Source organism: Streptomyces sp. NPDC043746, assembly GCF_056436485.1.
In genome coordinates, this window is sequence record NZ_JBWKCM010000003.1 from 198,582 (window position 1) to 217,283 (window position 18,702).

Annotated in this window: 18 protein-coding genes; 13 read left to right on the forward strand and 5 right to left on the reverse strand. The window is 71.9% G+C overall.

Going from position 1 to position 18,702, the window contains the following annotated elements:
• Positions 1-130 precede the first annotated feature (130 nt).
• Positions 131-424: an MTH1187 family thiamine-binding protein gene (locus AC0682_RS04705; protein WP_018492224.1), complete on the reverse strand. Its 294-nt coding sequence runs from the start codon at positions 422-424 to the stop codon at positions 131-133.
• Entirely contained in the window at positions 421-771 is a 351-nt protein-coding gene (locus tag AC0682_RS04710) for a DUF3817 domain-containing protein (protein ID WP_478530923.1), read from the reverse strand. The genes AC0682_RS04705 and AC0682_RS04710 overlap by 4 nt, the downstream gene beginning before the upstream one ends.
• A gap of 301 nt (positions 772-1,072) precedes the next feature.
• On the opposite strand from AC0682_RS04710, the gene AC0682_RS04715 reads away from it, so the two are divergent.
• The 5 genes from AC0682_RS04715 to AC0682_RS04735 all read left to right on the forward strand — a co-directional run bounded on the left by AC0682_RS04715 (position 1,073) and on the right by AC0682_RS04735 (position 4,515).
• Complete coding sequence (locus AC0682_RS04715) at positions 1,073-1,705, forward strand: AIM24 family protein (protein WP_254813188.1); 633 nt, start codon at positions 1,073-1,075, stop codon at positions 1,703-1,705.
• Positions 1,705-2,355, forward strand: coding sequence for an AIM24 family protein (locus AC0682_RS04720; RefSeq protein ID WP_254811659.1), 651 nt, complete (start codon positions 1,705-1,707; stop codon positions 2,353-2,355). Before AC0682_RS04715 ends, AC0682_RS04720 begins: the two co-directional genes overlap by 1 nt.
• Positions 2,356-2,401: 46 nt before the next feature.
• Positions 2,402-3,154: an AIM24 family protein gene (locus AC0682_RS04725; RefSeq protein ID WP_254811660.1), complete on the forward strand. Its 753-nt coding sequence runs from the start codon at positions 2,402-2,404 to the stop codon at positions 3,152-3,154.
• Positions 3,155-3,324: 170 nt separating this feature from the next.
• Positions 3,325-3,801, forward strand: coding sequence for a MarR family winged helix-turn-helix transcriptional regulator (locus AC0682_RS04730; RefSeq protein ID WP_478530925.1), 477 nt, complete (start codon positions 3,325-3,327; stop codon positions 3,799-3,801).
• 447 nt (positions 3,802-4,248) lie between these two features.
• Positions 4,249-4,515 (forward strand): hypothetical protein, encoded by a 267-nt coding sequence (locus AC0682_RS04735; RefSeq protein WP_478530926.1) that lies wholly within the window; start codon positions 4,249-4,251, stop codon positions 4,513-4,515.
• A gap of 107 nt (positions 4,516-4,622) precedes the next feature.
• On the opposite strand, the gene meaB is transcribed toward AC0682_RS04735, so the two are convergent.
• Both meaB and AC0682_RS04745 read right to left on the reverse strand, forming a co-directional pair.
• The gene (meaB, locus tag AC0682_RS04740; RefSeq protein WP_478530927.1) at positions 4,623-5,591 is read right to left on the reverse strand and encodes a methylmalonyl Co-A mutase-associated GTPase MeaB; all 969 of its coding nucleotides are present in this window, start codon (positions 5,589-5,591) and stop codon (positions 4,623-4,625) included.
• Positions 5,592-5,627: 36 nt separating this feature from the next.
• Positions 5,628-6,833: an acetyl-CoA C-acetyltransferase gene (locus tag AC0682_RS04745; RefSeq protein ID WP_254811661.1), complete on the reverse strand. Its 1,206-nt coding sequence runs from the start codon at positions 6,831-6,833 to the stop codon at positions 5,628-5,630.
• A 145-nt stretch (positions 6,834-6,978) separates the two neighbouring features.
• Between AC0682_RS04745 and mce the strand changes: the two genes are divergently transcribed.
• The 7 genes from mce (at position 6,979) to AC0682_RS04780 (ending at position 16,906) form a co-directional block, all read left to right on the forward strand.
• On the forward strand, positions 6,979-7,407 hold the full coding sequence (mce, locus tag AC0682_RS04750; RefSeq protein ID WP_254811662.1) for a methylmalonyl-CoA epimerase: 429 nt from the start codon (positions 6,979-6,981) through the stop codon (positions 7,405-7,407).
• Positions 7,408-7,604: 197 nt separating this feature from the next.
• Positions 7,605-11,495 (forward strand): polarized growth protein Scy, encoded by a 3,891-nt coding sequence (scy, locus tag AC0682_RS04755; RefSeq protein ID WP_478530929.1) that lies wholly within the window; start codon positions 7,605-7,607, stop codon positions 11,493-11,495.
• A 304-nt stretch (positions 11,496-11,799) separates the two neighbouring features.
• Entirely contained in the window at positions 11,800-12,738 is a 939-nt protein-coding gene (locus tag AC0682_RS04760; protein ID WP_018492210.1) for a coiled-coil domain-containing protein, read from the forward strand.
• A gap of 83 nt (positions 12,739-12,821) precedes the next feature.
• Positions 12,822-13,895 (forward strand): ABC transporter ATP-binding protein, encoded by a 1,074-nt coding sequence (locus AC0682_RS04765; protein WP_254811664.1) that lies wholly within the window; start codon positions 12,822-12,824, stop codon positions 13,893-13,895.
• Positions 13,896-13,900: 5 nt separating this feature from the next.
• Positions 13,901-14,680, forward strand: a complete 780-nt coding sequence (locus AC0682_RS04770) for an ABC transporter permease (protein ID WP_478530930.1) — start codon at positions 13,901-13,903, stop codon at positions 14,678-14,680.
• A gap of 223 nt (positions 14,681-14,903) precedes the next feature.
• A complete protein-coding gene (locus AC0682_RS04775; protein WP_478530932.1) occupies positions 14,904-16,052 on the forward strand; it encodes an ABC transporter ATP-binding protein in 1,149 nt (382 codons plus the stop codon).
• Positions 16,049-16,906: an ABC-2 transporter permease gene (locus AC0682_RS04780; RefSeq protein WP_478530933.1), complete on the forward strand. Its 858-nt coding sequence runs from the start codon at positions 16,049-16,051 to the stop codon at positions 16,904-16,906. The genes AC0682_RS04775 and AC0682_RS04780 overlap by 4 nt, the downstream gene beginning before the upstream one ends.
• A gap of 112 nt (positions 16,907-17,018) precedes the next feature.
• Here AC0682_RS04780 and AC0682_RS04785 read toward each other — a convergent pair whose 3' ends face one another.
• Entirely contained in the window at positions 17,019-17,348 is a 330-nt protein-coding gene (locus AC0682_RS04785) for a hypothetical protein (RefSeq protein ID WP_053559374.1), read from the reverse strand.
• 236 nt (positions 17,349-17,584) lie between these two features.
• Between AC0682_RS04785 and AC0682_RS04790 the strand changes: the two genes are divergently transcribed.
• Positions 17,585-18,619 (forward strand): LLM class flavin-dependent oxidoreductase, encoded by a 1,035-nt coding sequence (locus AC0682_RS04790; RefSeq protein ID WP_478530934.1) that lies wholly within the window; start codon positions 17,585-17,587, stop codon positions 18,617-18,619.
• Positions 18,620-18,702: the final 83 nt, after the last annotated feature.

Genomic DNA, 18,702 nt, shown 5'->3' on the forward strand with positions numbered 1-18,702 from the left:
GACAGGCAACGGCGTGTCGACCTGGCAGGTCCGAGTGAGCGGTTTTCGGTCCGGGACCGGAAAAGCCCCCGGCCGTGTGGCGCCGGGGGCTTTTCGGGTGAACGCGGGGCGGTGGGCGGCGGACGGGCCGTCAGGGGGCGAGGTAGCGCTCCACGGTCTCGACCTTCGAGGTCAGACCGTCGGTGACACCGGGCCGGATGTCGGCCTTCAGTACCAGGGAGACGCGTCCCGCGCGGGCCTCGACGGCGGCCACGGCACGCTTGACGACGTCCATGACCTCGTCCCACTCGCCTTCGACGGAGGTGAACATGGCGTCGGTCCGGTTGGGCAGCCCCGATTCCCGTACGACCCGCACGGCGTCGGCGACGTACTCCCCGACGTCCTCACCCACGCCGAGCGGGGAGACCGAGAACGCGACGATCATGCGCTGACCGTGCCCTCGCGGCGGGCGCGGGCGGCGATGACGCCGTCGGCCTCGTACTTCTTGAGGAGCTTGTCGCCGTAGAGGCCGCCGAAGGGGATCAGCGAGAGGAAGAAGAAGAGGGCGACGCGCTTGAGCGGCCACTTCGCCTTCGTCCAGACGTCGAGCAGGAACACGGCGTAGATCACGAAGAGGATGCCGTGGATCATGCCGAGCGGCATCATCAGGAAGTCGATGTCCGAGACCCGGCTGAGGACCGAGCCGAAGAGGATCAGGGCCGGGAAGGACAGCGCCTCGGGGATCGAGATGAGGCGCAGCCGGTGCAGGGCGGAGGCGGTCTTGATGTCCACAGGGGCACCTTCGGTGGGAGGGGTCGTGTGGGCGGGAGGGGGCCGTACGGGCTTGTGAACGCGAGCACAAGCCGCCCCCATTGTGGCATCGTGCCGGTCCGCCCCGGCCGCCGGGGGCCGCCCTCCCCCGCGGGCGCGTACCGCCGCGCACCCGGTCGCGCGTATCGCCGCATATCAGGGCCGGTCCCGGTACGCATCACCAGGACCGGTCCAGGTGCGCATCAGGGGAGCATCAGGGGCGTAACGGTTCCGTAGGACCTGGTCCGGGCGGTGGGCGGGCGGCTACCTTCGTCGCGTGGCGATGTTCCGACTCCAAGGCAGCAAGACGCTCGCCGTCGATCTGACGGGCGATGCCGTCAAGGCGAAGAACGGTTCGATGGTCGCGTACGACGGCCGGATGACCTTCAAGAAGATGACCGGCGGCGGTGAGGGGCTGCGCGGGATGGTGACCCGCAGGCTGACCGGCGAGCAGATGGCCGTCATGGAGGTGTCCGGGCAGGGCACCTGCTATTTCGCCGACCGCGCGAGCGACATCAACCTGGTCGCGCTGCACGGCGACAAGCTGTACGTGGAGGCGAGCAACCTGCTGGCCACGGACGCCGGGCTGCGCACGGGAACGACGTTCACCGGCCTGCGCGGCGGGGCGAGCGGCAACGGGCTGTTCACCACCACGGTGGAGGGCACCGGCCAGGTGGCGATCATGTCGGAGGGCGAGGCGGTGCTGCTGCGGGTGACCCCGCAGTATCCGCTGATGGTGGACCCCGGCGCGTACATCGCCCACCAGGGCAGCCTGCGCCAGCAGTTGCAGAGCGGGGTGAACTTCCGCACGCTGATCGGCGAGGGCTCGGGCGAGGCGTTCCAGATGCAGTTCGAGGGCGACGGGCTGGTCTACGTACAGCCGAGCGAGCGCAACACCATCGGGGGCAACGTCTGATGCCGTTCCGCGAGATCAACTCCAAGATGGTCGAGGCTGCGGTGACCCCGGGCCAGCGGCTGTTCAGCCAGCGCGGCGCCATGCTGGCCTACCGGGGCGAGGTGTCCTTCACCCCGAACATCCAGGGCGGTCAGGGCGGCTTCGCCTCGATGATCGGACGCCGGGTGGCGGGCGAGGCGACACCGCTGATGACGGTGGAGGGGTCGGGCACGGTGCTGTTCGGCCACGGCGGCCACCACATCCAGGTGATCAACCTGGCGGGCGACACCCTGTACGTGGAGGCCGACCGGCTCCTCGCCTTCGACGGCTCCCTCCAGCAGGGCACGATGTTCATGGGCTCGCAGGGCGGGGTGATGGGCATGGTCCGGGGCCAGGTGACCGGTCAGGGCCTGTTCACCACGACGCTCACGGGCCACGGCGCGGTCGCGGTGATGGCGCACGGCGGGGTGATCGAGCTGCCGATCACCCCGGGCCGGGACATCCGCGTCGACCCGCAGGCGTACGTGGCCCACCACGGGGACGTACGCAACAAGCTCTCCACCGCGCTCGGCTGGCGGGACATGGTGGGGCGCGGCTCCGGGGAGGCGTTCCAGCTGGAGCTGAGCGGGAGCGGCGCGGTGTACGTCCAGGCCTCGGAGGAGAAGCTGTGAGCGCGCCGCCGGCCACCAGGGAGAAGAAGCCGATCGAGGAGACGTCGTGAGCACCCCTGTGATCTTCGATCCGATGACGCTGCCGTCGGACGACAACGTCAACTCCTACACCTTCTGCGTGGAGCTGAAGGGGAGCCGGTGGTTCCTGCAGAAGGGGAAGATGATCGCCTACTACGGGAAGATCGACTTCGACGGCATCGGGCACGGCCGGTTCGAGCGGCTGGTGCGCTCCAGCTTCCATTCGCCGCTGCACGCGAACGACTGGGTGGTGGCCGAGGGCAGCGGGAAGATGCTGCTGGCGGACCGGGCCTTCGATGTGAACTCCTTCGACCTGGACGAGGGGAACCTGACGATCCGGTCGGGGAACCTGCTGGCGTTCGATCCGGCGCTCTCGCTGAAGCAGTCGATCGTGCCCGGGTTCGTGACGCTGATCGGTACGGGGAAGTTCGTGGCCGCGTCGAACGGGCCGGTGGTCTTCATGGAGCCGCCGCTGCGGGTCGACCCGCAGGCTCTGGTGGGGTGGGCCGACTGCCCCTCGCCGTGCCACCACTACGACCACGGCTACCTGACGGGCGTGATGGGCGGAATCCGGTCACTGACGGGCATCGGCGGCACCTCGGGCGAAGAGCATCAGTTCGAGTTCGTGGGGGCGGGCACGGTGCTGATGCAGTCCAGCGAGGCGCTGATGGCGGAGCAGGCGACGGGCGCGGTACCGAGCGAACCGGGCGTTCCGGGCGGGGGTTCCGCACCGCGCATGCCCGGCCAGCTGGGGGACGTCCAGCGTCGCTTCGGCTTGTGAGCGGTAGGCTGCGGAGTGTGACGTCGAACGTCTGCACCCAGCCGTCGGTCCTTGCCAACAGGCCTGCCACCACTCCGGCCCCGCCTGTCGGCACTCCGGTATCCCCGGGGTGCCTCCCGTCGCACCCGTTAATTTCGTCCGGCTTTCAACTTCTTAGGTAGAATCCATATATGGAGACCGAGACGGCCACCCGCTGGCTGAGCGACACGGAGCAGTGCGCCTGGCGCACCCACCTGGACGTCAGCAGGCTGCTGATGCACCAGCTGGAGAAGGACCTCCAGCCGTTCGGCCTGACCATGAACGACTACGAGATCCTGGTCAACCTCTCCGAGTCCGAGGACCAGCGGATGCGGATGAGCGACCTCGCCGCCGCCACCCTGCAGTCCAAGAGCCGCCTCTCGCACCAGGTCACCCGCATGGAGACGGCGGGCCTGGTCCGCCGCACCCACTGCGAGTCGGACCGGCGCGGACTGTACGCGGTCCTCACCGAGCACGGCGCCGAGACCATGCGCAAGGTCGCCCCGCACCACGTCGAGTCGGTGCGCAACCACTTCATGGACCTGCTCTCCCCGGAGGCCCTGGCGCAGCTGCACGCGGCGCTGAACCCGATCGCGGAACACCTGCGGGGGCGGCGGGGCAAGCCCTAGCGGCGGGGCGGGGGCGTGGGCCGGTCGGTGCCGTACGGGACGGGACCGGGCGACTGCGACGCGGGGCCGTTCCGCGCTGTTTCCGGGCCCGTTCCGGCGTGTTCACCGTCGGCTCCCCGCCCCCGGAAACGCGTTCGAGCCAATCCCCGACATCGTGCGAACGCCCTGGTCAGGGCTGCGACGCGCTGGCCGACCTGGACGGCGAGGCGGCGGAAGAGCTGGCCCAGCAGCTCGCGGTCACCGGGATCGGGGGGCTGACGGGGTGGCGGCGGGCGGCGGTGGCTCCCGAGGGCGGAGCGATCAACGTCGGCAATCTGAGGTTCGGCCCCGGCGGCGGTGGGGTGACCCTCGGTCACGGAGGCATCGCCTACAAGACTCCCATCACGGTCAATCGGGACACGCCAATCTCTCGCCGTGGCGGAACTCCTCTCTCCTCAGGACGGACTGATGCTGGATATCGAAGAGGCGACGGTGTCGGCACAGAAGTCCCTGGACAGGGAGGTCAGTCACGAGGGCATGGCCTTCGGGCTCGCCGAAGGGGAACGAGTCCGGATCGGGGATGCCTTCTACTTCGACTGTCAGTCGGTCGCCTATCTCCGCACCGGGGACCCGCGGGACATGGCGGTCGGCACGGGCTATGTGCGTGTCGACGGCGAGACCGGGGAGTGCCGTCTTCTCGGTGCGGTCGAGTCCGCCGAGCTCGACCTCTTCTGACGCGTCCTCGGGGCCTGCGGTGACCCTTGCCGCAGGCCCCGAGGACCACAGCCGATGGCCCCCGGAGCGGGTGAGGTCACCGCTCCGGGGGCCGTATCGGCATCTGCTCAGTCGTTCCCGGTGACCCCCGCGACCAGCTCGTCCGCCGCCGCGTACGGGTCCAGGTCCCCCGCCACGATGCGTTCGGCCAGGGCGTGCAGGCGGCGGTCGCCGCGCAGGTCCGCGATGCGTTCCCGCAGCGCCGTGACCGCGATCGTCTCGACCTCGTGGGCCGCCCGGGCCGTGCGGCGGGCGGCGAGGACGCCGTGCTCCTCCATCCAGGCGCGGTGCTTCTCCAGGGCCTCCACGACCTCGTCGACGCCTTCGCCCCGGGCCGCGACCGTCTTGACGATCGGGGGGCGCCAGTCGCCGGGGGCGCGGGACTCGCCCAGGCCCAGCATGTGGTTCAGCTCGCGGGCCGTGGCGTCGGCGCCGTCGCGGTCGGCCTTGTTGACCACGTAGACGTCACCGATCTCCAGGATCCCGGCCTTGGCCGCCTGGATGCCGTCGCCCATACCGGGGGCCAGCAGGACGACGGAGGTGTCGGCCTGGGAGGCGATCTCCACCTCGGACTGGCCGACGCCCACCGTCTCGACCAGGACCACGTCGCAGCCCGCCGCGTCCAGGACCCGGATGGCCTGCGGGGCCGACCAGGCGAGGCCGCCCAGGTGGCCACGGGTGGCCATGGAGCGGATGTAGACGCCGGGGTCGGAGGCGTGGTCCGACATCCGGACCCGGTCGCCGAGCAGCGCCCCGCCGGAGAACGGCGAGGACGGGTCGACGGCGAGGACGCCGACCCGCTTGCCCGCCCGGCGGTAGGCGGAGACCAGGGCGGAGGTGGAGGTGGACTTGCCGACGCCCGGCGAGCCCGTCAGGCCGACGACGTACGCATGCCCCGCCAGCGGGGCCAGTGCGGCCATCACCTCGCGCAGCTGCGGGGACGCCCCCTCCACCAGCGAGATCAGCCGGGCCACCGCACGCGGCCTGCCTGCTCGCGCCTGCTCGACCAGCGTGGGGACGTCCACGTCCACGTTCACCGCTCCGTTCTCGCCTTGCCTCGTGTCGTTACGGTGTTACTTGCCCGGGACGCGGATGATCAACGCGTCGCCCTGGCCGCCGCCGCCGCAGAGCGCCGCCGCGCCCGTACCGCCGCCGCGCCGCTTCAGCTCCAGGGCCAGGTGCAGGACCAGACGGGCGCCGGACATGCCGATCGGGTGGCCGAGCGCGATGGCGCCGCCGTTGACGTTGACCTTGTCGGCCGTGACACCCAGGTCCTTCATGGACTGGACGGCGACGGCCGCGAACGCCTCGTTGATCTCGATCAGGTCGAGGTCGTCCACGGTCAGGCCGTCCTTCTTCAGGGCGTGCCGGATCGCGCCCGAGGGCTGCGACTGGAGGGAGTTGTCGGGGCCCGCGACGTTGCCGTGGGCGCCGATCTCGGCGATCCAGTCGAGGCCCAGCTCCTGGGCCTTGGCCTTGCTCATGACGACGACCGCGGCGGCCCCGTCGGAGATCTGCGAGGAGGTGCCCGCGGTGATCGTGCCGTCCTTGGTGAAGGCCGGGCGCAGCTTGCCGAGGGACTCGACCGTCGTCTCCGGGCGGATGCCCTCGTCCTGCGAGAAGAGGACCGGGTCGCCCTTGCGCTGCGGGATCTCCACCGGGGTGATCTCGGCCTCGAAGAGCCCGTTCTTCCGGGCGGCGGCGGCCCGCTGGTGGGAGAGGGCGCCGATCTCGTCCTGGGCGGCGCGGTCCAGGCCCAGGCGGCCGTTGTGCTTCTCGGTGGACTCGCCCATGGGGATGTTCTCGTACGCGTCGGTGAGGCCGTCGTACGCCATCGAGTCGAGCATCTCGATCGCGCCGTACTTGTACCCCTCGCGGGACTTGGGGAGCAGGTGCGGGGCGTTGGTCATGGACTCCTGGCCACCGGCGACCACGACGTCGAACTCACCGGCGCGGATCAGCTGGTCGGCCAGGGCGATGGCGTCGAGCCCGGAGAGGCAGACCTTGTTGATGGTGAGGGCCGGCACGTTCATCGGGATGCCGGCCTTGACGGCGGCCTGGCGGGCGGGGATCTGGCCCGCGCCGGCCTGGAGCACCTGGCCCATGATCACGTACTGGACCTGGTCGCCGCCGATCCCGGCCCGGTCCAGGGCGGCCTTGATCGCGACCCCGCCGAGGTCGGCCGCGGAGAAGCTCTTGAGCGAGCCGAGGAGACGGCCCATGGGCGTCCGGGCGCCCGCGACGATCACTGAGGTGGTGGTACCGGTCGTTGCTGGCATGGGCACGGCCCCTTGGGATCGGATGTGAACGAGGGTTTACCTGAATGTACTGAGCGCTCCCGCGCCCGTCATCCGGCTACCGGTGTGACGGCGCGCACGTTGCGTAACCGTGGCGGGAGCCGGGGCGTGGAGGGATGCTGACTCCATGCTGACGCGCATCGACCACATCGGAATCGCCTGCTTCGACCTGGACAGGACGGTGGAGTTCTACCGTGCCACGTACGGATTCGAGGTGTTCCACAGCGAGATCAACGAGGAGCAGGGCGTCCGGGAGGCCATGCTCAAGATCAACGAGACCTCGGACGGCGGGGCTTCGTACCTCCAGCTCCTGGAGCCCACCCGGGAGGACTCCGCCGTGGGCAAGTGGCTGGCGAAGAACGGGGAAGGCGTGCACCACATCGCCTTCGGCACGGCGGATGTGGACGGGGACGCCGCGGACATCCGCGAGAAGGGCGTCCGGGTGCTGTACGACGAGCCCCGGACGGGGTCGATGGGGTCCCGGATCACGTTCCTGCACCCCAAGGACTGCCACGGCGTCCTCACCGAACTGGTCACGAGCAACCCGGAGCACTGACCCGGCGCGGACCCGGCCCGGTAGAGTGGGCGGTTCCGGGCCGGGGCCGGGTCGGGGCCGTACCGCGTCCTCGTCGTTCGTCTGTCACCATTCCCCGGGGGGCCGCTCGCCGGCGGGCGGTCCTGTGCGGAGTTGCGACCAGGGTTGGTCCCCTGCTCGAACGAAGTTGAGAGCTCGGGGAAGGATGGGACCGCGCAGTGCGGGGCTACGAAAGCCAGGAGAGCCACCGGGCTGAAGTCGACCATCTCTCGCGGTTCGAAGCCGAGATGGACCGGCTGAAGACCGACCGGGAGAAGGCCGTCCAGCACGCCGAGGACCTCGGCTACCAGGTCGAGGTCCTGCGCGCCAAGCTGCACGAGGCGCGCCGCAACCTGGCCACCCGTCCCGCCTACGACAGCGCGGACATGGGCTACCAGGCCGAACAGCTGCTGCGGAACGCGCAGATCCAGGCCGAGCAGCTGCGCAGTGACGCCGAGCGCGAGCTGCGCGAGGCACGCGCCCAGACACAGCGCATCCTCCAGGAGCACGCCGAGCACCAGGCGCGGCTCCAGGCGGAGTTGCACAACGAGGCCGTCCAGCGCAGGCAGCAGCTCGACCAGGAGCTGGCCGAGCGCCGGCAGACGGTCGAGTCCCACGTCAACGAGAACGTCGCCTGGGCCGAACAGCTGCGGGCCCGCACCGAGTCGCAGGCCCGCCGGCTGCTGGACGAGTCCCGCGCCGAGGCCGAACAGGCGCTCGCCGCCGCCCGGGCCGAGGCGGCCCGGCTGGCCGAGGAGACCCGCCAGCGCGTCGGCTCGGAGGCCGAGGCGGCCCGGGCCGAAGCGGAAGCGATCCTGCTGCGCGCCCGCAAGGACGCCGAACGCATGCTGGGCGCCGCCTCCGCGCAGGCCCAGGAGGCCACCAGCCACGCCGAGCAGCTGCGCTCCACCACCACGGCGGAGACCTCGCAGGCCCGCCAGCAGACGGCCGAGCTGAACCGGGCCGCCGAGCAGCGGCTGCAGGAGGCCGAGACCCGGCTGCGCGAATCCCGGCTGGAGGCCGAGAAGGTCCTCGCCGAGGCGAAGGACGCGGCCGCCAGGAAGCTGGCCTCCGCCGAGTCGCAGAACGAGCAGCGCACCCGCACGGCCAAGTCGGAGATCGCCCGGCTGGTCGGGGAGGCCACCAAGAGCGCCGAGGCACTCAAGGAAGAGGCCGAGCAGGCGCTCTCCGACGCCCGCGCCGAGGCCGAGCGGCTGGTCGCGGAGGCCGCCGAGAAGGCTCGTACGGCAGCCGCCGAGGACGCGGCGGCCCAGCTCGCCAAGGCGGCCCGCGGCGCCGAGGAGGTCCTCACCAAGGCCTCCGAGGACGCGGAGTCGACCACGAAGGCGGCGCGCGAGGAGGCCGAGCGGATCCGCCGCGAGGCGGAGGCCGAGGCGGACCGGCTGCGCGGCGAGGCGGCCGAGCAGGCCGACGAGCTCAAGGGCGCGGCCAAGGACGACACCAAGGAGTACCGGGCCAAGACGGTCGAGCTCCAGGAGGAGGCCCGCCGACTGCGCGGCGAGGCCGAGCAGCTGCGCTCCGATGCGGTCGCCGAGGGCGAGCGGATCCGGGGCGAAGCCCGCCGCGAGGCGGTCCAGCTGCTGGAGGAGGGCGCCCGCAAGGCGGAGGAGCTGCTGACCGAGGCGCGCTCCGACGCCGACGAGCTGCGCACCAAGGCGAACGGCGAGGGCGAGCGCATCCGCGCCGAGGCCACCGAGCGCGCCGCCGCCCTGCGCAAGCAGGCCGACGAGACGCTGGAGCGCACCCGCGCCGAGGCTGAGAAGCTGCGGGCCGAGGCCGAGGAGCAGGCACAGGCCACCACCACCGAGGCCGAGCGGGCCGCGGCCACCCTGCGCGAGGAGACCGAGCGCGCGGTCGCCGCCCGGCAGGCCGAGGCCGCCGACGAGCTGGAGCGGCTGCACACCGAGGCCGAGTCCCGGCTCGCCGCCGCCGAGGAAGCCCTCGGTGAGGCCCGTACGGAGGCGGAGCGCATCCGCCGGGAGACGGTCGAGGAGACCGAGCGGCAGCGCACCGAGACCGCCGAGCGGGTCCGCACGCTGACCGAGCAGGCCGAGGCGGAGGCCGAGCGGCTGCGGGACGAGGCCGCGGCGGACGCCTCGCAGTCGCGGGCCGAGGCCGAGAGCGTGGCCGTGCGGCTGCGGAGCGAGGCCGCCGCCGAGGCCGAGCGGCTGAGGACCGAGGCGCAGGAGACCGCCGACCGGGTGCGCGCGGAGGCGGCGGCCGCCGCCGACCGGGTCGGTGCCGAGGCGGCCGAGGCGCTGGAGGCCGCCCAGGAGGAGGCCACGCGCCGCCGCCGGGAGGCCGAGGAGATCCTCGGCGCGGCCCGTACGGAGGCCGGGCAGGAGCGCGAGCGGGCCCGCGAGCAGAGCGAGGAGCTGCTGGCCTCCGCCCGCAAGCGGGTGGAGGAGGCGCAGGCCGAGGCGCAGCGGCTGGTCGAGGAGGCGGACGCGCGGGCGACCGAGCTGGTCGCGGCGGCCGAGCAGACCGCCCAGCAGGTGCGGGACTCCGTGGCCGGGCTCCAGGAGCAGGCCGAGGAGGAGATCGCCGGGCTGCGCTCGACCGCCGAGCATGTCGCGGAGCGCACCCGTACGGAGGCGCAGGAGGAGGCGGACCGGGTCCGCGCCGACGCGCACGCCGAGCGGGACCGGGCATCCGAGGACGCGAGCCGCATCCGCCAGGAGGCGGGCGCGGCGGCGGACCGGGTCCGGCGGGAGGCCCACGAGGAGGCCGAGGCGGCCAAGGCGCTGGCCGAGCGCACGGTCTCCGAGGCGATCGCGGAGTCCGAGCGGCTGCGCGCGGACACCTCCGAGTACAGCCAGCGGGTGCGTACGGAGGCGTCCGACGCCCTGGCGTCGGCGGAGCAGGACGCGTCGAAGGCGCGGGCCGAGGCCCGGCAGGACGCCAACCGGATCCGTTCGGAGGCGGCGGCCCAGTCGGACCGGCTCATCGGGGAGGCGACGACCGAGAGCGAGCGCATCCGCACCGAGGCCGCCCAGTCGTCCGAGCAGCTCGTCGTGGAGGCCACCACCGAGGCCAACCGGCGCCGCAAGGACGCGAACGACCAGGCCGACCGGCTGCTGGCCGAGGCGGGCGAGGAGGCCGAGCGGCTGCGCACGGAGGCGGCCGAGCACCTCGGCTCCGCGCAGGAGCACGCCGCCCGCACCCGCGAGGAGGCCGAGCAGCTGCGCGCCGAGGCGGAGTCGGCGGCCGAGGAGCTGCGCTCGCAGGCCCGCCAGGAGGCGGACCGGCTGCTGGACGAGGCGCGCGAGGCGGCGGCCAAGCGCCGGGCGGACGCGGCCGAGCAGGCGGACCAGCTCATCAACAAGGCCCGGGAGGAGGCGCTGCGTACGGCCACCGAGGCGGAGACGCAGGCCGACACCATGGTCGGCGCGGCGCGCAAGGAGGCCCAGCGGATCACCTCCGAGGCGACCGTCGAGGGCAACTCCCTGGTGGAGCGGGCCCGGACGGACGCCGACGAGCTGCTGGTGGGCGCCCGGCGCGACGCGACCCAGATCCGGGAGCGGGCCGAGGCTCAGCGGGCCCGGCTGGAGAGCGAGATCGAGGAGCTGCACGAGCGGGCCCGCCGGGAGACGTCCGAGCAGATGAAGACCGCCGGTGAGCGGGTCGACCATCTGATGAAGGCGGCGACCGAACAGCGCGACGAGGCCGAGGCGAAGGCCAAGGAGCTGCTGGCGGAGGCCAATTCGGAGGCGAGCAAGGTCCGGATCGCCGCGGTGAAACGGGCCGAGTCGCTGCTGAAGGAGGCCGAGACCAAGAAGGCCGAGCTGGTCCGCGAGGCGGAGAAGCTGCGGGCCGAAGCCGCGGCCGAGGCGGAGAAGACGGTCGCCGAGGGCAAACGCGAGCTGGACGTCCTGGTGCGCAGGCGCGAGGACATCAATACGGAGATCTCCCGTGTCCAGGATGTGCTGGAGGCGTTGGAGTCTTTCGAGACCCCCGGCGGGGGCGGCAAATCCACCGGCGGATCGGCGGGCGGCAAGGCTCCCGCGACGGCGGGCACGCGATCGGGGGGCAAGTCCTCGGAGAGGTAGGCGGCGGCGGTCGTACGGGGGAGGTCCGGCGGCGTCCGGCGGAACGCGGTGGAGACGTACGGGGGAGCGCACGGCGCACAGCAGACTTACGGGGGAGAAACAGAGGATGTCCGGCAGGGAGCAGGCGTTCGGGGGCGCGTGCTTCGTCATGGACATTCAACCCTTTGAGTGGCAAGCACTCTGGGGGTCAGCCACTCAAAAGGGGTGTCATTCTCCAGATCAAACCGGCATCTGCACGCTGACACGCCGCTATGGCCCCTAGGATTCCCCTATCACCTCACCGGTCTCATTCGACAGGAACCCCATGAGTGACCCTTCCTCCCCCTTCGGCTTCGAGCTCGTGCGACGTGGTTACGACCGCGGTCAGGTGGACGACCGCATTACCAAGCTCGTCGCCGACCGTGACAGCGCTCTGGCCCGCATCACGTCTCTGGAAAAGCGCATCGAGGAACTGCACCTCGAGACGCAGAACGCCCAGGCCCAGGTGAACGACGCCGAGCCGTCGTACGCCGGGCTCGGTGCCCGTGTCGAGAAGATCCTCCGCCTCGCCGAGGAGGAGGCCAAGGACCTGCGTGAGGAGGCCCGTCGGGCCGCCGAGCAGCACCGGGAGCTGGCCGAGTCGGCCGCGCAGCAGGTGCGCAACGACGCCGAGTCGTTCGCCGCCGAGCGCAAGGCGAAGGCCGAGGACGAAGGCGTCCGGATCGTCGAGAAGGCCCAGGGCGAGGCGAACACGCTCCGCGCCGACGCCCAGAAGGACGCCCAGCAGAAGCGCGAGGAGGCCGACGCCCTCTTCGAGGAGACCCGCGCCAAGGCCGCGCAGGCCGCCGCCGACTTCGAGACGAACCTCGCCAAGCGGCGCGAGCAGTCGGAGCGCGACCTCGCGTCCCGTCAGGCCAAGGCCGAGAAGCGCCTCGCGGAGATCGAGCACCGCGCCGAGCAGCTCCGCCTGGAGGCCGAGAAGCTCCGCACGGACGCCGAGCGCCGGGCCCGCCAGACGGTGGAGACCGCGCAGCGCCAGGCCGAGGACATCGTGGCCGACGCCAACGCCAAGGCCGACCGGATCCGCAGCGAGTCGGAGCGCGAGCTGGCGGCGCTCACCAACCGCCGCGACTCCATCAACGCGCAGCTGACCAACGTCCGCGAGATGCTGGCCACGCTGACCGGTGCCGCGGTGGCCGCCGCCGGCTCCCCGGTGGACGACGAGCCCGCCCAGCGCGGTGTTCCGGCCCAGCAGACCCGCTGACCTCCCCCCAGCGGTTTCTTCCGTGCGCCCGGCTCCCCCCTTTGTGGGTGGCGCCGGGCGCGCGGGCGTTCTAGCGTGTGCGCATGATCGAGCTTGAGGGACTGACCAAACGATTCGGCAGTAAAGTTGCCGTCGACCATCTGACATTCCAGGTCAGACCAGGCGTGGTGACTGGTTTTCTGGGGCCGAACGGGGCCGGCAAGTCCACCACGATGCGGATGATGCTCGATCTGGACAACCCGACCAGCGGTACGGTCCGCATCGACGGCAAGCACTACAACGAGTTGCAGGAACCGCTGAAGTACATCGGGGCGTTGCTGGACGCCAAGTCGATGCACGGCGGCCGCAGCGCGTACAACAACCTGCTCTGTCTGGCGCAGAGCAACCGCATCCCGCGCAGCCGGGTGGACGAGGTGCTCGACACCGTCGGTCTGAGCGCGGTCGCGAAGAAGAAGTCCAAGGGCTTCTCCCTCGGCATGGGCCAGCGCCTGGGGATCGCCTCGGCCCTGCTGGGCGACCCCGAGATCCTGATGTTCGACGAACCGGTCAACGGCCTGGACCCCGAGGGCATCCACTGGATCCGCAACCTGATGAAGGCGCTCGCCGCCGAGGGCCGGACCATCTTCGTCTCCTCGCACCTGATGAGCGAAATGGCTCTGACCGCCGACCACTTGATCGTGATCGGCCAGGGCAGGCTGCTCGCGGACACCTCGATGGCCGACTTCATCCACCAGAACTCCCGCAGTTACGTACGGCTGCGCTCGCCGCAGCAGGAGCGGCTGAAGGACGTACTCCACCAGGAGGGCTTCACCGCCGTCGAGGCGGAGGGCGGGGTGCTGGAGATCGACGGCGCCACCACCGAGGCGCTCGGTGAGCTGGCCGCCCGCCACCAGGTGGTGCTGCACGAGCTGAGCGCGCAGCGGGCCTCACTGGAGGAGGCGTTCATGCAGATGACCGCCGGTTCCGTGGAGTACCACGCGCACTCCGGACCGGGCGGGGCGTTGCCTCCGCCGGGATCCGCGGCCGTTGGAGCGGTCGGGGCCGCCGGAGCGGTCGGGGCGGGCTGGGGCGAGGGCTGGAACAAGCCGGGCTCCGCCGATTCCGGACCCACCACAGGCACCGAAGGCACCACCGGCAGCACGAACGAGGGGGCCTGACGACCATGGCTTCGGTACCCGCAGTCCTCAACTCCGAGTGGACCAAGATCCGCACGGTCTCCTCCACCACCTGGACGCTCATCTGCGCGTTCGCCGTCACCGTCGCCATGGGCGCGGCCCTGTGCGCCCTGCTGAACGCGACCTTCAGCGACCTCTCGGAGGCCGAGCAGGTCACCTTCGACCCGACGTTGGTCAGCTTCTCCGGGACGGTTCTCGGCCAGCTCGCCATGGTCGTGTTCGGGGTGCTCGTGGTCGGCACGGAGTACAGCTCCGGCATGATCCGGACCTCGCTGGCGGCCGTGCCGCAGCGCGGCACGCTCCTCTTCAGCAAGATCACCGTGGCCGGTGCGCTGGCGCTCGTGGTCGGCCTGCTCACGAGCTTCGTCTCGTTCTTCCTCGGCCAGGCGCTGCTGGGCGACCGGGGCACCACCCTCGGCGAGGAGAACGTCCTGCGCGCGGTGGTCGGCGCCGGGCTCTACATGGGGCTGATCGCGATCTTCTCCATGGGCGTCGCGGCGATGCTGCGCAGCTCCATGCTGTCGCTCGGCATCCTCATGCCGTTCTTCTTCCTGGTCTCGCAGATCCTGATCGCGGTGCCGTACGCGAAGGATGTCGCCCGGTACTTCCCCGACCAGGCCGGGTCGAAGATCATGCAGGTCGTCCCGGGCGCGCTCGACACCGATGCGGGGCCGTACGGGCCCTGGGCCGGGCTCGGGATCATGGTCGCCTGGGTGGCGGCCTCGGTGCTCGGCGGCTACCTGGTCATGAAGAACCGGGACGCGTAGGACCGCCGCGCAGCTCTCCGGCAGGCACACGAGCGGCCCGTCACGCACGACGCGTGGCGGGCCGTTCCGGCTGAGGGTCCGCGCGAGGCGTGACCGGTCGCTCGCAGCGTGTGCGGAACTTGGCCGGAACCGTCAAGCCCTGGTTATCCTCCTAACTCTTACGGGGGGTGTGCGGCCAGGCGGCCCCAGCCCCGACCACAGAGTGAGTCGATGGGGCTGGAGCATGATCGAGGCAGTCGGCCTGACCAAGCGCTACGGCGCGAAGACGGCCGTGGACGACCTTTCCTTCCAGGTGCGACCGGGGTTGGTCACCGGCTTCCTCGGCCCCAACGGGTCGGGCAAATCCACCACCATGCGCATGATCCTCGGCCTGGACCGCCCGACGGCCGGCCGCGTCACGATCGGCGGTCACCCCTACCGCAGCCTGCCGAACGCGCCCCGCCAGGTGGGCGCCCTGCTGGACGCCAAGGCCGTGCACGGCGGGCGGACCGCCCGCACCCATCTGCTCTCGCTGGCCCAGCTGGCCGGCATTCCGGCCCGGCGGGTCGACGAGGTCCTGGGGGTGGTCGGCCTCCAGGACGTCGCCAAGCGCCGCTCCAGCGGCTTCTCGCTCGGCATGGGGCAGCGGCTCGGCATCGCCGCCGCGCTGCTCGGCGACCCCCAGGTGCTGCTCTTCGACGAGCCGGTCAACGGGCTGGACCCCGAGGGCATCCACTGGGTCCGCAACCTGATGAAGACGCTGGCCGCCGAGGGACGTACGGTCTTCGTCTCCTCCCACCTGATGAGCGAGATGGCCCTCACCGCCGACCATCTGATCGTGATCGGGCGCGGCCGGCTGCTCTCCGACATGAGCGTCACCGACTTCATCTCGGCCAATTCCGCCGACTTCGCCCGGGTCCGGGTCCCCGAGAACGCCTCCGAGGAGCGCGAGAAGCTCACGTCCTCGCTGATCGAGGCGGGCGGCAGCGTGCTCCCCGAGCCGGACGGCGCCCTGCGCGTCACCGGCCTTCCGCTCCCGAGGATCAGCGACCTGGCGCACACCGCCGACGTACGGCTCTGGGAGCTGTCACCGCACCGGGCCTCGCTGGAGGAGGCGTACATGCGCATGACCCAGGGAGTGGTGGACTACCGGTCGACGGACGACGCCAAGGCCGGACTCGTGGAACTGCCGAAGGCTCCGTACGGGACCCACGGCGACCCCGCAGCCGGTCCTTACGGGGCCGAGCCCGGCTACGGGCGCCCCGAGCCCGCGCAGGCGCCCCAGCAGAACTGGTACGCCCCGCCGCCGCCCGGCGGGAATCCGTACGCGAAGCCCGCGACCGCCCCCGACCCCTCCCCGGCCGGGGAGCAGACCAGCGAGGACCCCCGATGACACCGCCGGCCGCCCCGCAGGCCCACGAGCACCCGCAGCCGGAGCTGCCGCCCGGAGTGCTGGGGTACTACGAGTCGCCCATCCCGATCCGCCGCGCCACGCTCGGCGACGCGATCGCGTCGGAGTGGACGAAGATCCGTTCCGTCCGCTCCACGATGTGGACCCTGGGCGTGATGATCGTGCTGATGGTGGCGATCGGGCTGATGTCCGCGCTTCTGGTCACCACCGCCGACAGCGATCTGGGCGGCGTGCCGGTCGTGAGCCTCGGCTTCTTCGGGGTGCTGCTGGGCTCGATCTGTGTGATCACCCTCGGCGTGCTGACCATCGGCTCCGAGTACAGCACCGGCATGATCCGTACGACGCTGACGGCCTGCCCCAGCCGGGCCCGGGTGCTGACGGCGAAGGCGATCGTCTTCTCCCTGCTCACCTTCGTCATCACCACCGTGACGGCCACCGTCGTCGCCGCGTGCCAGACGGTGATCCTGGGCGGCGGCGTCGACCCCGGGGAGGTGTGGCTGCGCGTCACCGTGGGGGTCGGGCTCTACCTCGCGGGGCTCGGCCTGGTGTCGCTGGCGGTCGGCGCGATCATCCGGCACTCGGCGGGCGCGATCACGGTCATGATCGCCGTGGTGCTGCTGCCGCTGGTCCTCGCGCTGTTCATGTTCGCCGACAGCCTGCGCGGACTGCAGCGCTTCTTCTTCGAGTACTCGATCCCCAACCAGCTCGCCGGGGTGTACGGCACGGGGGTCACCGAGACCGGGCCCTCGGGCTGGGAGCCGCTGCTGGTGATGCTGGGCTTGGCCGCCGTGGCCATGGCCTGCGCCTATCTGGTGCTGGACCGGCGGGACGTGTGAGGCGGCACGGCGTGTGACCCGGGACGACGTCTGACCCGGCGCGACGTGCGATCCGGGACGCCGTGGGACCTCGGCGCGGCATCCGAGCCGCCGTGCCGCCGCCGCCCGTCGCTCAGTGGCGGGGGGCGTTCCTGGACCGCTGCACCCGGGTGGTGCGGCGGTCCTTCGCGTTCCAGCAGGCCTTGTGCCAGTGCCTGCGGTCGTCGATGCCGCCGTACTCGGACCAGGCGACCAGGTGCGGGACCCCGGAGGGGATCTCCTGGTCGCAGCCGGGGCAGCGGTACCGCTTGCCCTGGGCGCTCGCGCCGCTCACCGGGCGCACCGACCACTCCTCGCCCTGCCAGCTCTCGGTCGCCCCTCCCCCGCCGTACCGTCCCGGCGCCGTACCGGGATGTTCGTCGGGACGGTCGCCGCCACGGGGGCGGTTGCGGCGCGGGGACACGGGACACCTCACGGGGGCGGTTCGGGCACGGTGCGCTCCCAGCCTAGAGGCTGCCGCCGGGGCCGTGGGGCGGGTGGGGAGGGGGCGCGCGACCGGGTGCGGCCGGGCACGATCGGGGCACGGGAGTGAGTTAGCGGAAAATCGCAACAACTTCGGGCCGGACCGTGCCTTTGGCACGTGTCAGACGTTGTTGCCAGTGGGGGAGACACGCGTCGGCCGCGAGGAGGCAACACGCGATGCGCATCGGAACGTTCGTTCTGGCAGCTCAGTTCCCGGGTCAGGGGCCGGGCGAGGCCCTGCACCGGGCCGTCCGGTCCGCCGAGGCGGCGGAGGAGTCCGGACTCGACTCGGTCTGGCTGGCCGAGCACCACTTCGTGCCGTACGGGGTCTGCCCGTCGGCCACCACGCTGGCCGCGCTGCTGCTCGGCCGCACGCGCCGGATCCGGGTCGGCACGGCGGTCAGCGTGCTGCCCAACCACCACCCCGTCGCCCTCGCCGAGCAGGCCGCGCTGCTCCATCTGACCAGCGGCGGACGGTTCTCGCTGGGGGTGGGCCGCGGCGGGCCATGGGTGGACCTGGAGGTCTTCGGGGGCGGTCTCGGCGCGTACGAGAACGGCTTCCCCGAGTCGCTGGGGCTGCTGCTCGACTGGCTGCGGAAGCCGCGGGTCGCGGGGCGCGGGGAGCGGTTCGGCTTCCGCGAGGTGGCGGTGGTGCCGCGGGCGGACGAGCTGCTGGCCGACGGTTCGGCGCGGGGGCCCGAGGTGATCGTGGCGTGCACCTCGCCGAAGACGGTGCGGCTGGCGGCGGGCCGGGGGCTGCCGATGCTGCTGGGCATGCACTGCGGGGACGAGGAGAAGGCGGAGATGGTCGCCCTGTGGCGGACGGCGGCCCGGGAGGCCGGTCAGCCGCCGGAGGTGGTCGAGGGGGCCGCACACGTGTCCGCCGGAGTGGCCCAGATCGAGGACGGGCCGGGGGCGGCGACGGAGACGCTGGTCAAGACGATGCCCGGCTGGCTGCGCCAGGGACTGGACGCCCATGTCACGGTGGACGGCCGGCACCGGGTGATGCGGGACCCCGTCGCGTACACGGAGCTGCTCTGCGGGCTGCATCCGGTGGGCCCGCCGCGCCTGGCCGCCGACCGGCTCGCGGCCACCGCCGAGCGGACGGGCATCACCCGCTTCGCGCTCCTGGTGGAGGGGTCGGGCGATCTCGCGGCGACCGAGGAGAACGTACGGCGCCTGGGCTCGGACGTGCTGCCGCTGCTCACCTGACCCGATGCGCCTGTGCATGCGAAAACGACCTCGCGCGGAACGTGGAGCATGGAAGCGTGGTGCGGTCGTGCGGGAGCTGCCGC

Excerpts from the sequence above, each read along its gene's own strand:
- AC0682_RS04705 (WP_018492224.1), bottom strand. The coding sequence starts at position 424 with ATGATCGTCGCGTTCTCGGTCTCCCCGCTCGGCGTGGGTGAGGACGTC.
- AC0682_RS04715 (WP_254813188.1), top strand. The coding sequence starts at position 1,073 with ATGTTCCGACTCCAAGGCAGCAAGACGCTCGCCGTCGATCTGACGGGC.
- AC0682_RS04720 (WP_254811659.1), top strand. The coding sequence starts at position 1,705 with ATGCCGTTCCGCGAGATCAACTCCAAGATGGTCGAGGCTGCGGTGACC.
- AC0682_RS04730 (WP_478530925.1), top strand. The coding sequence starts at position 3,325 with ATGGAGACCGAGACGGCCACCCGCTGGCTGAGCGACACGGAGCAGTGC.
- AC0682_RS04735 (WP_478530926.1), top strand. The coding sequence starts at position 4,249 with ATGCTGGATATCGAAGAGGCGACGGTGTCGGCACAGAAGTCCCTGGAC.
- AC0682_RS04745 (WP_254811661.1), bottom strand. The coding sequence starts at position 6,833 with ATGCCAGCAACGACCGGTACCACCACCTCAGTGATCGTCGCGGGCGCC.
- mce (WP_254811662.1), top strand. The coding sequence starts at position 6,979 with ATGCTGACGCGCATCGACCACATCGGAATCGCCTGCTTCGACCTGGAC.
- AC0682_RS04760 (WP_018492210.1), top strand. The coding sequence starts at position 11,800 with ATGAGTGACCCTTCCTCCCCCTTCGGCTTCGAGCTCGTGCGACGTGGT.
- AC0682_RS04765 (WP_254811664.1), top strand. The coding sequence starts at position 12,822 with ATGATCGAGCTTGAGGGACTGACCAAACGATTCGGCAGTAAAGTTGCC.
- AC0682_RS04770 (WP_478530930.1), top strand. The coding sequence starts at position 13,901 with ATGGCTTCGGTACCCGCAGTCCTCAACTCCGAGTGGACCAAGATCCGC.
- AC0682_RS04775 (WP_478530932.1), top strand. The coding sequence starts at position 14,904 with ATGATCGAGGCAGTCGGCCTGACCAAGCGCTACGGCGCGAAGACGGCC.
- AC0682_RS04780 (WP_478530933.1), top strand. The coding sequence starts at position 16,049 with ATGACACCGCCGGCCGCCCCGCAGGCCCACGAGCACCCGCAGCCGGAG.
- AC0682_RS04790 (WP_478530934.1), top strand. The coding sequence starts at position 17,585 with ATGCGCATCGGAACGTTCGTTCTGGCAGCTCAGTTCCCGGGTCAGGGG.